Annotated in this window: 11 protein-coding genes and 1 riboswitch; of the genes, 6 read left to right on the top strand and 5 right to left on the bottom strand. The window is 52.3% G+C overall.

Going from position 1 to position 13,858, the window contains the following annotated elements; genetic code table 11:
• Nucleotides 1-65: 65 nt before the first annotated feature.
• Nucleotides 66-165: riboswitch (purine riboswitch) on the bottom strand.
• Between the two features lie 106 nt (nucleotides 166-271).
• Nucleotides 272-877, bottom strand: coding sequence for a tRNA-uridine aminocarboxypropyltransferase (locus tag VPR01S_RS05215; protein WP_040902276.1), 606 nt, complete (start codon nucleotides 875-877; stop codon nucleotides 272-274).
• Between the two features lie 3 nt (nucleotides 878-880).
• Between VPR01S_RS05215 and rrtA the strand changes: the two genes are divergently transcribed.
• Complete coding sequence (rrtA, locus tag VPR01S_RS05220; protein ID WP_021704268.1) at nucleotides 881-1,438, top strand: rhombosortase; 558 nt, start codon at nucleotides 881-883, stop codon at nucleotides 1,436-1,438.
• A gap of 28 nt (nucleotides 1,439-1,466) precedes the next feature.
• On the opposite strand, the gene sohB is transcribed toward rrtA, so the two are convergent.
• Nucleotides 1,467-2,528 (bottom strand): protease SohB, encoded by a 1,062-nt coding sequence (sohB, locus tag VPR01S_RS05225; protein ID WP_021704269.1) that lies wholly within the window; start codon nucleotides 2,526-2,528, stop codon nucleotides 1,467-1,469.
• Between the two features lie 88 nt (nucleotides 2,529-2,616).
• Between sohB and VPR01S_RS05230 the strand changes: the two genes are divergently transcribed.
• From VPR01S_RS05230 to VPR01S_RS05245, 4 genes are all read left to right on the top strand, one after another.
• Nucleotides 2,617-3,360, top strand: coding sequence for a YciK family oxidoreductase (locus VPR01S_RS05230; RefSeq protein WP_021704270.1), 744 nt, complete (start codon nucleotides 2,617-2,619; stop codon nucleotides 3,358-3,360).
• A gap of 129 nt (nucleotides 3,361-3,489) precedes the next feature.
• A complete protein-coding gene (gene imuA / locus VPR01S_RS05235) occupies nucleotides 3,490-4,167 on the top strand; it encodes a translesion DNA synthesis-associated protein ImuA (RefSeq protein ID WP_021704271.1) in 678 nt (225 codons plus the stop codon).
• 9 nt (nucleotides 4,168-4,176) lie between these two features.
• Nucleotides 4,177-5,574 (top strand): Y-family DNA polymerase, encoded by a 1,398-nt coding sequence (locus VPR01S_RS05240; protein ID WP_021704272.1) that lies wholly within the window; start codon nucleotides 4,177-4,179, stop codon nucleotides 5,572-5,574.
• Between the two features lie 8 nt (nucleotides 5,575-5,582).
• Nucleotides 5,583-8,654, top strand: a complete 3,072-nt coding sequence (locus VPR01S_RS05245) for an error-prone DNA polymerase (RefSeq protein WP_021704273.1) — start codon at nucleotides 5,583-5,585, stop codon at nucleotides 8,652-8,654.
• A gap of 55 nt (nucleotides 8,655-8,709) precedes the next feature.
• On the opposite strand, the gene VPR01S_RS05250 is transcribed toward VPR01S_RS05245, so the two are convergent.
• The gene (locus VPR01S_RS05250) at nucleotides 8,710-9,651 is read right to left on the bottom strand and encodes a chemotaxis protein CheV (RefSeq protein ID WP_021704274.1); all 942 of its coding nucleotides are present in this window, start codon (nucleotides 9,649-9,651) and stop codon (nucleotides 8,710-8,712) included.
• Nucleotides 9,652-9,750: 99 nt separating this feature from the next.
• The gene (mlc, locus tag VPR01S_RS05255) at nucleotides 9,751-10,968 is read right to left on the bottom strand and encodes a sugar metabolism global transcriptional regulator Mlc (protein WP_021704275.1); all 1,218 of its coding nucleotides are present in this window, start codon (nucleotides 10,966-10,968) and stop codon (nucleotides 9,751-9,753) included.
• Between the two features lie 272 nt (nucleotides 10,969-11,240).
• On the opposite strand from mlc, the gene pyk reads away from it, so the two are divergent.
• Nucleotides 11,241-12,683, top strand: coding sequence for a pyruvate kinase (pyk, locus tag VPR01S_RS05260; protein ID WP_021704276.1), 1,443 nt, complete (start codon nucleotides 11,241-11,243; stop codon nucleotides 12,681-12,683).
• 23 nt (nucleotides 12,684-12,706) lie between these two features.
• Here the strand turns inward: pyk and VPR01S_RS05265 are convergent, their stop codons facing one another.
• On the bottom strand, nucleotides 12,707-13,855 hold the full coding sequence (locus tag VPR01S_RS05265) for a patatin-like phospholipase family protein (protein WP_021704277.1): 1,149 nt from the start codon (nucleotides 13,853-13,855) through the stop codon (nucleotides 12,707-12,709).
• Nucleotides 13,856-13,858: the final 3 nt, after the last annotated feature.

The raw sequence follows: 13,858 nt of genomic DNA on the forward strand, positions 1-13,858 counted from the left end.
CATTCAATGAATTTCAACAAACGCCTTTCTCTCGCCTAAATATTCACGATATACAAAGAGAAAAGCGCTATGCACTTTCTCTTCGTAATCTGGAATTTACGGCTCCAGGTAGAGACCCTCACTCCTTATCAGTGAGGTTATACGAAGCATCGGCCTTGGCTCACCTGAGGTGGCTAACCGATTGCGCGCCATTATAGCCATACAAGAACCACAATGCCAACAGGCCCAAACCCATTGAGTAGCAGCTTACTCCTCAGTATAGGCCAAGTGTCTATTTCGCATAATTTTTCTCAAAGACTCCGGCAGGCATCTGAGCTATCTGGAATTCAACCATCTGTTCAAAAGCACTCACCAAAGGCAAGAAATCCCTATCCGGCTCCAGCAGAGTCAACAGATGATACCCGGCCTCAACCGTCGACAAGCTGTTATCACTCGGCGCTTTGCGGATACGGTAGTTGCCTTTAAGGCCAGTAGGCAGATGCAGCCCTGGCAACGCCTGCAAGTTAGCCGATAACTGATACATTTTGTACGCTTTTTTCCAGGTACCATCAAGCAGGATCACCCGCACTTTATCCACCACAGGATCGATCGGTATTTGGGTAACAAGTTGAGAGACATCGCTGGGATACAACACGAAGTTGCGGCTATCTGGCTCGCTGAGCAAGCGGTTTAATTCGGTATGCGCAGAAAAGTCTTCACCGATAAAATGGTGACTGCTTGGCAACGATAAACTTAAAATACGTGCCGTACCCATGGGTTTATGTTGCTCACTGGGGTGCTGAAGGATGACCAGTTCAACATTCGATGGTAGGCTCTCTATCCATTCGCATATGCACGCTTTACGCGATTTACCACACTCTGAACAATATCGGGACATAACGTGAATCTGTACCTGTTACTATCTGTTATCAGTTTACTCTGCCTTGGGTTGCAATTTGAACCTCTGCAGTCGGGCATGGCCTGGACCAGCGCCGGCATTCAACATGGCCAGTGGTGGCGCATCCTAACAGGAAACTTTACCCACACCAACTTTGCGCACCTGGCAATGAACCTCGCCGGATTATGGGTCATCAGCTACATTTTCCGCCCTGCAACACGCCAGCTTATGACCGCTCTGTTGTTTATCGGGATGGTCGTGGGCGTGTCCAACCTGTTTAGCGAGATGACCAGTTACGTTGGCCTGTCCGGTGTGCTGCATGGTGTGTTTGCCTGTTTCGCGCTGAGCGAGGCGCTTAACGGTCGACGCAGCAGTTGGCTACTGGTCTTGGGTGTAATGGCGAAAGTTGTCTGGGAACACACTGTCGGCCCATCCGAAGAAACCAGCGCCTTGATTGGTGCCAGGGTAGCAATTGAAGCCCATCTGGCCGGCATGCTGGGCGGCATCGCACTGGCACTGGCTACCTACATTCTTTCCCGTTCGCCACAAAAAAACGCCTGACTGAGTCAGGCGTTTTTTATCCATCGCGTCAGACTATCGGCCGCTGACCACGATTGATCAGTTTGAGTAGAACACTGTCCGCCGCTTCCCCGGCCACGCCCGCCAGTTTCTCGGTCAGCTTTTTCTTCTGCACATAACGAACCTGCAAAACGGTCTTATTCTGACAGGCATCAACCACCAGATCGTCGGAAGTCCGAATCTCATCCACCAGCCCCAGGGCTTTCGCCTGGGTACCGAACCAGTGTTCCCCGGTTGCCACACTGTCCAGATCCAGCTCAGGACGGTGCTCACGGATGAAGTCTTTGAACAGGCCGTGGGTTTCTTCCAGTTCCTGTTTAAACTTGTCTCGCGCCTTATCGGTATTCTCACCGAACATGGTCAGCGTTCGTTTGTATTCACCCGCGGTCAATTGTTCAAACTCAATGTTATGTTTTTTCAACAGCTTATTGAAGTTTGGCAACTGAGCGATGACCCCAATGGAGCCCACAATCGCAAACGGAGCGGACACGATCTTGTCGCCAATGCACGCCATCATATAACCACCGCTGGCGGCCACTTTATCGACAGAAATCGTCAGTGGCAAACCGGCCGCTTTAAGGCGATCCAGCTGTGAGGAAGCCAGGCCGTAACCGTGTACCATGCCCCCGCCAGACTCCAGTCTCAACAGCACTTCATCCCCGTCACGGGCAACAGCCAGAATCGCCGTAACTTCTTCACGCAGCGACGCCACTTCTTTGGCATCAATACTGCCGTGGAAATCCAGCACAAACAGATGTGGTTCACGCTTACTGTCCAGCGTCCCCTCTTTGGCTGCTTGTTTAATGGCTTTCTCCCGGGATTTGTTCTTCTCTTTTTCGCTTTTCTTTTCCGCTTTATCACGCGCTTTAATAAACGCATCATCGTGCAGGTGGTGTTCCAACTGCTCCACGGTGTCTTTGTGTTGCTCGGTCAGGTTCACAATCTCCAGTTCCCCTTTCGCCGCACCACTTTTACTGTTCACTGCTTTGGCTATGACTAAAATCGCAATGATCGCGACCACAACGGTGGCAATCTTGGCCAAAAACAGGCCGTAGTCCAACAAAAATTCCAATGCTAATATCCTCACATGTGCGAATTGGTGTATTGTAACCGTCTTGTCACGAAGACTTAAAGTAGAACATACAATAAGGATGCTCCCCGTGAATTATTCCGTTTCCTCAGATGCCCTGAAAGATAAAGTCATTCTGGTTACCGGCGCTGGTGCCGGGATCGGTAAACAAGCCGCTCTCAGTTACGCAGAGCACGGTGCGACCGTGATTCTGCTGGGTCGTACCGTCAAAAAACTCGAAGAGACGTACGACGAAATTGAAGCGGCGGGCTACCCTCAGCCTGCCATTATTCCTCTGGACATGAAAGGGGCAAGCAAGCAGCACTACCTCGACATGGCAGACACCATCGAGCAACAGTTCGGTCGTCTGGACGGCATACTGCATAATGCCAGTATTCTGGGTGTGATCAGCCCCTTTGACCAAATTGGTGAAGACACTTTCGACGATGTGATGCAGATCAATGTCAAAGCGCAGTTCATGATGACTCAGGCTCTGCTGCCGCAGCTGCATAAATCTCAAGATGCGCGCATCGTCTTTACCAGCTCCACCGTTGGTCATGTCGGCCGTGCATTCTGGGGAACTTACGCCATCTCGAAGTTTGCGACAGAAGGCATGATGCAAGTGCTGGCGGATGAACTGAGTGATACCGCAATTCGGGTCAATGCGATTAATCCGGGCGGAACCCGTACCGGCATGCGCGCGAAAGCCTTCCCGGCGGAAGACGCGCAGTTACTCAAAACGCCGAAGGACATCATGCCGCTGTATTTGTACCTGATGGCTCCGGAAGGCAAAGACGTCAACGGCCAGTGCATGGACGCTCAGCCAAAAAAATAATCCTCTGAATTTTTCGTACACTCAACGCCTTGCTGTTTTCAGCAAGGCGTTTTTCATTTTACCGAACCACATTTTGCTTGCAGGTCCAACGGGAACATTTATACTGTACATATATACAGGTAAATAATTATGTATGAACTAATTGAGCATCTAAAACATAAGCATTTGATCTGGCAAGGTTCTCAGGTAACCGCCACAAGCGATACGCTGCCAACTGGCTTCAGCGTACTGGATCAGAAACTGGATGGTGGTCTGCCGTCACACGGAGTGGTCGAAATCCAGTCACCGGGTGGCGTCGGGGAATTGCGCCTGTTGATGCCACACATTCAGCGCACCAGTTATCATCGCTTAACGGTGTTAGTCAATCCACCCGGTCTGTTGTGCGCAGAGCAATTGCAGTCTCAAGGCATCGACAACCAGAAAGTACTGCTCCTCTATCCATCCACTCCCAAGCAGGCGCTATGGGCGGCAGAACAATGTCTGAAAAGCGGCGCTTGCAGTAATGTATTGCTCTGGCATCAGGGCTTGGAAGTGCATCAGGCACGCCGGTTACAGGTTGCCAGCGAAACGGGTCATTGCCTGCAATTCCTGTTCAAGCCGCAACAGATGAATCTGTTGTCACTGCCTGTTAGCCTGAGTTTGACCCTGATGCCACACCGCCGCGGTTTGTCTGTCACCATCACCAAACGCAAAGGTGGCTGGCCTCATGGCAGTTTTACTCTCGACATGGGTCATTTATGGCCCAGTCTGACACTAAGCCAACCAGATCCGGTCATTATTCCCTTTCCGCTACAAAAACAGGGCTGAGGAGGCAGCATGCAACTTTGGCTTTATCTGCACTTTCCCCAACTGCAACTGGACCGTTTGTATGCATCTCAGGAACAACCACTGGTGATAGTGAACAGTCAGTCCCATCAGGTCATGCAATGCAATCCACTCGCGCTCCAGCAAGGGATTAAGCACGGTATGGGGCTGGGCAGCGCTGCGGCGCTATGCACCGATCTTCAGGTTCATCCGTATGATCCCAGTGTTGAAGAGCAGGCACTGAACGATATCGCCCAATGGTTATATCTGGTTACATCCGACATCGTGCTTTACCCGTCGCACGGTCTGTTACTTAAGGTCACGGATATGCTGGCTCTGTATCAGGGGCTAGACAATTACTGGCAAACCGTATCCCGCCACCTTGATCAGCAAGGTGTGTGCTATCAGTTTTCCACGGGGTTTTCACCTTATGCGGCCATCCTGTTGGCCAAATCCGGACAAAACCACATCGAAGCTGATAAAGAGGCCCTGCTCGCTCTGCTCCGCCGCCATCCGCTGACCACCACAGAACTCAGTATGGCCCAGGTTAGCAAACTGAGCCGGATCGGCATTCATACGCTGGACGAACTGCTGGCTCTGCCGACGCAAGAGCTGGCTCGGCGTTTTGATATCGACCTGGTCAACTATGTCGGACGTTTACTCGGGCAGTTCAAACACCCACAACCCTTTTATCATCCGCCGGAAGCGTTTCATCACTCTCTGGAGCTTCTCTTTGATATTGAGAATGTGCAATGGCTGGAAAAGCCGCTCTACACACAACTGCGTAAACTGGAGTTGTTCCTCACGCTGCGCAACCAGGTGGCCTTTGAGCTCAGTCTGACTCTGCATCAGCGGAATAAACCGGACACCACCTTAACTCTGACCTCTGCCAGTGGTGATTACCTCGCCGATAAATGGGCACAGCTGTGCAAGTTAAGTATGGAATCACTGAGTCTGACGGCTCCGGTTCAAGGGCTTAGTCTGGCTATCCAGCGCAGCGCTCCCCAACAAGCAGCCACTCAGGACATTTTCGGTGGCGAAAAAGGCCAGTTGAATGAACTGGAACTGCTCTCGCTGCTGCAAGCCAAATTGGGCAAAAAACAGGTCCACAAAGTGGCATTCTGTGACGATCCCCGCCCGGAAAAAGCGTCACGTCTGTGTGACCCAACCCGGCAAGTACCGGAAAGGGCGTCCCACCCCCGCCTTCGTCCCAGTCTGTTACTCCCTGAACCTGAGCCGCTGAATGAAAAAGTCACACTGCACGAAGGGCCAGAACGCATTGTCAGCGGTTGGTGGGATGGCGAAGAGGTCATTCGAGATTACTTTATCGCCCGCAGTCATGACGGGCGCTGGTTGTGGGTGTTTCGTACCCCGCAACAGCAGTGGTTCCTTCACGGACAGTTCAGTTAGGAGAGCACATGCCATACGCAGAACTGTTTTGTCAGAGCAATTTTTCATTTCTGACCGGGGCTTCACACCCCGAAGAGCTGGCGTTGCAGGCCGACTTCCTGCGTTACTCAGCACTGGCGATCACCGATGAATGCTCAGTCGCCGGTGTGGTACGCGCACACACCGCAATCAAAGAGCATGACCTGGCACTCAAGCTGATCGTCGGCAGCATGTTCTGGCTTAATCCGGAATGTCAGGTAGTGCTACTCTGCCCGAATCGGCTTGCTTACGCAGAGCTGTGCCGGATTATTACCAATGCCCGGCGCCGCTCCGATAAAGGCGAGTACCGTTTATCCGAATGGGACCTGATGTCAATACGACACTGCCTGATCATCTGGCTGCCCATCAATCAGGCCAGCGACCATTATTGGGGCCAATGGCTGGCACAACACCACCGTCATCGCTTATGGCTTGGCCTGCAACGTCATCTGCGTGCCAGCGATAAAACCGATCTGGCCCATTGCCAGCACCTGGCTCAGGAATTAGGGTTACCAATCACTGCCTGCGGTGGCGTCCTGATGCATACCGCCACCCGTTTGCCGCTCCAACAGGTACTGAGCGCCATCCAACACGGCAACACGGTCGAGAATCTCGGAAGCCACCGGCTGCACAATGCCGAGCGCTGCCTGCGCAGCACAGAAAAGCTGAGCCGGCTCTTCCAGTCGCAATGGCTGGAAGAGAGTCTGGCTATCGCCAAGCGCTGTGAATTCAAACTCAGCGATCTACGCTACGAATACCCCAGCGAGCTAGTGCCGGATGGTATGACACCGATGGGCTATCTGCGCCAGTTGGTTAAGCAGGGTGAACTGACCCGCTTTCCCGAAGGCGTCCCAGACGCAATTAGTCATACTATCGAGAAAGAACTGGCACTGATCGAAGAACTCAATTATCCGTTTTATTTCCTGACCATTCACGACATAGTGATGTTCGCCAAACAACAGCAGATCCTCTATCAGGGGCGCGGTTCGGCGGCCAACTCCGTGGTGTGTTACTGCCTGGAAATTACCTCGGTCGATCCTCGCCAAATCTCGGTGCTGTTTGAACGTTTTATCAGTAAAGAGCGCAATGAGCCGCCGGATATTGACGTCGATTTTGAACATGAACGACGAGAAGAAGTCATTCAGTATATCTACCGAAAATACGGCCGTGAGCGCGCTGCTCTGGCCGCGACCGTGATTTCTTACCGGTTTAAAAGTGCGGTGCGGGATGTTGGTAAAGCATTGGGCATCAACGAAACACAACTCGACTACTTCATAAAAAACGTCAATCGCCGCGATCGAGGCCTCGATTGGCAGGCACAGGTTATTGAGCTCGGCCTGAAGCCCGACTCACTCAGGGGTGAACAGTTTATCCAGTTAGTCAATGACATCATGGGGTTTCCGCGTCACCTATCTCAGCATGTGGGCGGCTTTGTTATTGCTTCCGGCCCTTTGTATGAACTGGTTCCGGTCGAAAACGCCTCCATGACTGAGCGCACCGTCATCCAGTGGGACAAGGACGACCTGGAAAGCCTGGGGCTACTCAAAGTCGATGTGCTGGCTTTGGGGATGCTGACCGCCATCCGCAAATGTTTTGCCATCATCGCCCAGCGTGAGCAGAAACAATACACACTGGCGGACATCACCCGGCGTCAGGACGATCCGAATGTCTATGGCATGATTCAGCGCGCCGACACCATCGGGGTATTTCAGATCGAATCCCGGGCCCAGATGAGTATGCTGCCACGCCTGCGACCGACCAATTATTACGACCTGGTGATCCAGATTGCCATTGTCCGGCCGGGTCCTATCCAGGGAGACATGGTGCATCCGTTCCTGAAGCGCCGCCATGGTGAAGAGAAAGAGAGCTACCCATCAGAAGAAGTGCGGGACGTGTTGTCACGCACCATGGGCGTCCCGATTTTTCAGGAACAGGTGATCAAACTGGCTATGGTGGCAGCGGGTTTCAGCGGCGGCGAAGCTGACCAGTTGCGCCGGGCCATGGCTTCGTGGAAAAAAACCGGCCAGTTGATGAAGTTTAAACACAAGCTGATTGATGGCATGACTCAGCGGGGCTATGAACAAGCGTTTGCCGAGCGGATTTTTGACCAGATCTGCGGCTTTGGTGAGTATGGTTTTCCGGAAAGCCACTCTGCCTCCTTTGCGGTTCTGGCTTATTGCTCGGCCTGGCTCAAGTATTACTATCCGGAAGCCTTTTATACCTCGTTACTCAACAGCTTACCGATGGGCTTTTACAGTGCCTCGCAACTGATCCAGGATGCACGTCGGCACGGCATTCGTGTCTTGCCGGTGTGTGTGAATGCCTCCGTGTTTGACCATCAAGTGGTGACCGAGCATGATCAGGCTGCCATTCGGCTGGGGTTACGCCTGATCAAAGGATTTAGCGCCGATGCCTGTAAGCAGCTATTGGCGGCTCGCCCGTATCAGGGCTATCAACACATAGATCAGCTAAAACACATCGGTCTGAGCCGACGTGATATTGAGTTGCTGGCTTCCGCCAACGCGCTGCAAGCTTTTACCGATAACCGCTATGCCGCTCGCTGGTCCATCATGGACTCCGCCTCAGATCTGCCCTTATTCCGACAGCTTAATGAAACCGATCCCGTGACCCTTTCGGCCCCCGATGCCCGACAAACTTTGCTGGAAGATTATGCCGCAACGGGGCTTGCTTTGGGCAAGCACCCGGTAACCCTGCTCGAAGAAGCCGGCCAGCTCGGTCGTTTTACCCGCATGCGTGATCTGGCGTGCTGCGATCATCAGTCGCTGGTGACCGTTGTGGGTGTGGTCACCGGAAAGCAGTCGCCGGGTACGGCCGCTGGTGTCACCTTTTTCACCCTTGAAGATGACAGCGGCAACATGAATGTGGTGGTCTGGAAAGCCACTGCCCGGGCGCAAAAACGTGCCTATCTGGGCGCAAAAATTCTGATGGTCAAAGGCATTTTGGAACGTGAGGGCGAGGTGATCCACATTATCGCAGGACGGTTGACTGATCTGACCGAACGCCTGACAGGGTTACAGACTCAATCACGCGACTTTCACTAAACCGGGTACACAAAAAAGGGAGCCAAGGCTCCCTTTATGGTCATTATGTGGAAGATTACAGTAACTCGCGCAGGCGATCCTGGGCCACTTCCACCAGCAGATCCGGCTGAAATTTCGAGATAAAGCGATCACAGCCGACCTTCTTCACCATGGCTTCATTAAAGCTGCCACTCAGCGACGTATTGAGCGTAATAAACAGATCTTTCATGCGCGGATCACTGCGCACTTCGTACGTCAGTTTGTAACCGTCCATTTCCGGCATTTCTGCGTCTGTGATCATCAGCAGCAGTTCTTTGGTCACCTCTTTGCCACTGTCACACCAGGATTTCAGCAGGGTCAGTGCTTCTAACCCATCACGACACTCGATGATGTTCAGGCCGAGCTGGGATAATGTCCCCTTAATCTGGGCCCGGGCAGTCGATGAATCATCCACAATCAGGACATTGCGGCCATCCAGCAACGGCGCAAGATTCGGATCCAGCACTTCTTCTGAAATCGAGACGTCGTAATCAATGATCTCTGCCAGCACTTTTTCAACATCGATGATTTCCACAATATGCGACCCGTTGCCTTCTTTGATTTGGGTAATCGCAGTCAGGTAGGTCGCCCGACCGGCCGTTTTAGGTGGCGGCTGAATTTCAGTCCAGGCCGTGTTGACGATATTTTTCACCTGCCCGACCAGAAACCCCTGCACTGAGCGGTTATATTCCGTGATGATCAGGTTTTCTTCGGTGTGCTCAAGACGAGATGGCGGGAAACCAATCGCACGTCGCAGGTCGATCACCGGAACCGACTCCCCACGCAGTGACGCCACACCAGTAATGTACGGATGAGAGCCCGGCATTTTGGTCAGGGCGGGCATCTTGATGACTTCTTTGACTTTAAATACGTTGATCGCAAAAGTCTGCCGACTATTGAGACTGAATAACAGCAATTCCAGTCGGTTTTCCCCCACCAGATTGGTGCGCTGATCAACTGTGTTTAGTACTCCGGACATACCGATACCTGTCTTAAAAATTGTTCAGTAAAAATCACCCCATATAGAGTGCAGGTATATGGGCTGAAATACAATACAGCAAATTTATCGGTAAAAACGTTAACCCTCAACCACTTTCATCAACAACAACCCGTCATATAAGGCCTGTTTGATCAAAGCGGCACCGGGCATCGTCGCCTGTTTGTAGAATCGCGATTCCACCAGCTCCAGTTCACGGGTGTAAACCGGCATGCTTTGTTCTTGAATACACTGGTTAATCGCCGGGTACAGAATGTCTTTCGCCTGATTGATCACACCGCCAATCAAGACTTTTTCCGGGTTGAACAGGTTAATCACAATCGCGATCGCCGACCCCAGATAGCGTCCGAGTTTTTCAATCACGTCCACACACAACGGATCGCCTTGCGCCGCCGCCGTGCAGATATCTTCGATGGAAAGCTCTTCTTTGTCTGTCAGAACCGACGCTTCGCCACGCGAAATCCTCTCTGCCACTTCTTCGCGAATCGCCTGAGAACTCGCCACGGTTTCCAGACAACCACGATTACCGCAATGGCATGGCTTGCCATTCGGATCAATCTGGATATGCCCCAGTTCACCAATGTTGCCATGACGCCCTTGCAGCACCCGGCCGTCCAGCACAATACCGGCTCCCAAGCCGTGATGAATGGAGATCAGAACCGAGTTTTCGTTGTCCTGCGAATGACCGAACAGTTTCTCCGCCAGCGCCCAGGCACGGGTATCGTTGGCGACAAACACTGGTAAACCAGTTGCTTTGTAAATTTCAGGGCCCAGCGCCAGATTCTCCACATTGTAATGGGGCATCTGCAGCACAATCCCCTGCTCGGAATTCACCAGCCCCGGCAAAGTGATCGCAATACTGGTCACCCGGTCCAATTGATCCGCGTAGGTTTGGAAAAACTCATCGATTTCATGCAGCAGACGCGCCAGTACGTCCTCTTGATCGATTTCGTGGATATCAATTTTGGTATCAATCAGGACATCGCCACCCAATTCATGCAGAGCAATGGTGAGATAACCGCGTCCAAGACGCATCGAGAGGAACTGCCAGCCTTCGTTGTTAACCTGTAGGCCAATGGCCGGACGACCACGACTGGTTGCCTCCTGCACTGTGGTTTCCTGTACCAGATGAGACTCAATCAGCTCTCGCGTAATCTTGGTAATACTTGCAGGCGCAAGTTCACTCTCTTTCGATAAATCGATGCGAGAAATAGGGCCTTTTTGATCAATCAATTTGTAGACCCGGCCGGCATTGACCTGCTTAATATGGTCAATATGGCCTGGTTGAGCCATGTACATGATGCACTCCAAAAAACAACAACGTGGCAATTTTTTTACTTTGCGAACTAATTGTGAAGCGCTTTGATATATCGCCGTGACAAGCATCACGGATAAACATAAATCTTTGTGGAAGCCATCAAATCAGCAAGGATTTTCGCTTTTTTTACAGTGTTTTTTCACGCCACCAAAAATCCGACCGGGCTCCGTGTCGCCGGTTGAGGTTTGTGCTAGGGTTAATCACATCGGCGAATTATCGCACCTCCAGTGCCTTTACATCATCAGGAGAGAACATGGCCTCTACACTAAGAAGAACGAAAATTGTCACCACACTGGGTCCCGCTACCGATAGGGATAACAATCTGGAAGAGATAATCCGCGCCGGCGCCAACGTAGTCCGCATGAACTTTTCGCACGGCAGTGCCGAAGATCATAAACTGCGTGCAGAGAAAGTTCGGGCGATTGCTGCTAAATTGGGCACCCACGTTGCCATTCTCGGCGATCTTCAGGGTCCGAAGATTCGAGTCTCCACTTTCAAAGACGGTAAAATTCAACTGACCGTCGGTGACAAATTCATCCTTGATGCCGACATGGCTCCAGGCGAAGGTGATCAGGACGCGGTCGGCATCGACTACAAAGCCTTGCCACAAGACGTGGTCCCAGGAGATATCCTGTTGCTGGACGACGGGCGGGTACAGCTGGAAGTCATCTCCGTCACCGACAGTAAAGTGCACACCCAGGTCACCATCGGCGGCGCTCTGTCGAACAACAAAGGGATCAACAAAAAAGGCGGCGGCCTGTCGGCCGATGCTCTGACGGAAAAAGACAAACGGGACATTCTGCTGGCAGCTGACATCAAAGTCGACTATCTGGCGGTGTCATTCCCGCGCAATGGCGAAGACATGAAATACGCCCGCCGACTCGCCCGCGACGCGGGTCTCGAAGCCAAGCTGGTCGCCAAAGTCGAACGGGCTGAAACCGTGGTCTCGGAAGAGTCCATTGACGACATCATCCTCGCTTCTGACGTGGTGATGGTCGCACGGGGAGACCTCGGGGTCGAGATTGGCGATCCGGAATTGGTGGGCGTTCAGAAACAGTTGATTCGCCGCACCCGCGCACTGAACCGCACCGTCATCACCGCCACCCAGATGATGGAATCGATGATCGAAAGCCCGATGCCGACTCGTGCCGAGGTCATGGACGTGGCTAACGCCGTCCTCGACGGCACAGACGCCGTGATGCTGTCTGGTGAAACCGCCGCAGGTAAATACCCGGTAGAGACGGTCAAATCGATGGCAGAAGTCTGTCTCGGGGCGGAAAAAATGGCGTCGATCAACCGCTCGAACTACCGCCTGGACAGAACCTTCGATAGCCCGGAAGAAACCATTGCTATGTCCACCATGTATGCGGCTAACCACCTCACTGGGGTGAAAGCGATGATTTCTCTGACCGAGTCCGGTCGCACCGCACTGATGATGTCGCGCCTGAGCTCCGGCTTACCCATTTTTGCCCTGTCCCGCAACGAAGGGACACTCAACAGCACCGCACTGTACCGTGGCGTATTCCCGGTCTATTTTGATACACGTGGCAGCAGCGGCCTGGAAGTGGCACAAACCGCAACCCAGGCCCTTAAAGAGAAAGGTTTGCTGCACGAAGGCGATCTGGTGATCATCACTCAGGGTGATGTGATGGATGTGATTGGCTCCACCAACTGCATGCGGGTGTTATCTGTATAAGGACCGGATTAAAAAAGGAGCCATCAGGCTCCTTTTTTCAGTTTGGTACTGAGATAATCTTCAATAAAGCGGTACCCGGCTTTCAGCCCAAGCTCATAATCGTGCTGCAGATCTTCCGGTTTGCTCATCAGTGACCCGGATTTCAGCGGTTCATCCGGCATGATCTGTACGACAAAACAATCGTCTGGTGGCGCACTGAGAAATTCTTGAGTCAGCGCATAAGTCTGGTAGTGCACCATCAGCATATCCGCCAGGCCTGTATCAAACTTATCACCCAGCAGATTGCTGAGGCGGTAGACATTGTCAGCACCAAACAACCAGCGACCACCATTTAACAGCTCCAGATGCTGTTGGTCCTTTTTCTGCTCTTTTGCCCGTGCCAGCCTCTGGTAGAAGAAATTACTCCAGTCGGCGCGAAAGCGGTCAACCTGTTGCTGCCACTTCTCTTGCAAACCATTGAATGATTCCCGAAACCATTCAACTTCACCCGGTGCGACCTCCACCTGAGCAGGCTCTAACTCTGGCTGCAAATCACTGCCTTCAGTCCGGATCACGATGATGCAGCGGCCGCCTTTACGCCAGGCTTCCTGAACCGGAATGGACGCCGAAACTCCACCATCGACATAGTGTCGGCCGTTGATCTCCACTTCTTCATGATACAGACGCGGAATCGCACAGGTGGCAATCAGCACTTTAAACCAATCTTCGCCGAGAAACGGCAGATAGTGATCCTGAAAAGTCCGGGCATCAGTAACCGCGGCCATCGCTTTTCGCTCGCCCAGTGCCATGCGACCCATATCAATATCCAGCTTGTAGGGAAAATCGCTGATTTTCTCTAAAGCCCAGTCGAGACGCAGGTATTGTTTACGTCTTATATAACTGAAAAGATTGAAAAATTCAGGATCGGTGGTTAAATCCGTAATAAACGTTTTCCCTAAGCCATGCTGACGACACAGAAAGGAACATAAATTCAGCGCCCCCGCAGACGTTCCGTAAAATTCATGAAACGGGTCAAAATTGGATAACAGAAAAGCGTCTAAGACACCGGCAGTAAAAATACCTCTTTGTCCGCCGCCCTGAGCGACCAATGCATTTTTACCGCCTGTGTACCTTGCAAGCCGGTCAATGTCGACCAGTGACTGTGAGTCAGTAATGATACCGCTGTTGTTCATCGA

The sequence above is a fragment of the Vibrio proteolyticus NBRC 13287 genome (genome assembly GCF_000467125.1).
GTDB lineage: Bacteria > Pseudomonadota > Gammaproteobacteria > Enterobacterales > Vibrionaceae > Vibrio > Vibrio proteolyticus.